1 protein-coding gene is annotated in these 257 nt (G+C 53.7%); it reads right to left on the reverse strand.

The features are described from left to right. On the reverse strand, positions 1-257 hold a 257-nt coding region (locus MXD62_RS09050; protein WP_368862350.1), incomplete at both ends, for a DNA-processing protein DprA.

The raw sequence follows: 257 nt of genomic DNA on the forward strand, positions 1-257 counted from the left end.
CTTCAAGGATATCTTCACTCCCTGTTACTAGCTTTGCGCCTTGTTTGATCAAGTTATGCGGCCCCAGGCTTAGCGGGGAAAAAATAGTTCCCGGCACAGCAAAAATCTCTCTTCCCTGTTCCAGCGCACAATCAGCCGTGATCAGCGACCCGCTGCGTTCTGCTGCCTCAACCAGCAGCACCCCAAGACTTAGTCCGCTAATGATGCGGTTTCGCTCAGGAAACAGCCCAGGATGCGGGGGTGTATCTGGCGGATAT

It is taken from the genome of Frankia sp. Mgl5, assembly GCF_023242985.1.
In the GTDB taxonomy this organism is placed as follows: Bacteria; Actinomycetota; Actinomycetes; order Frankiales; family Frankiaceae; genus Parafrankia; species Parafrankia soli.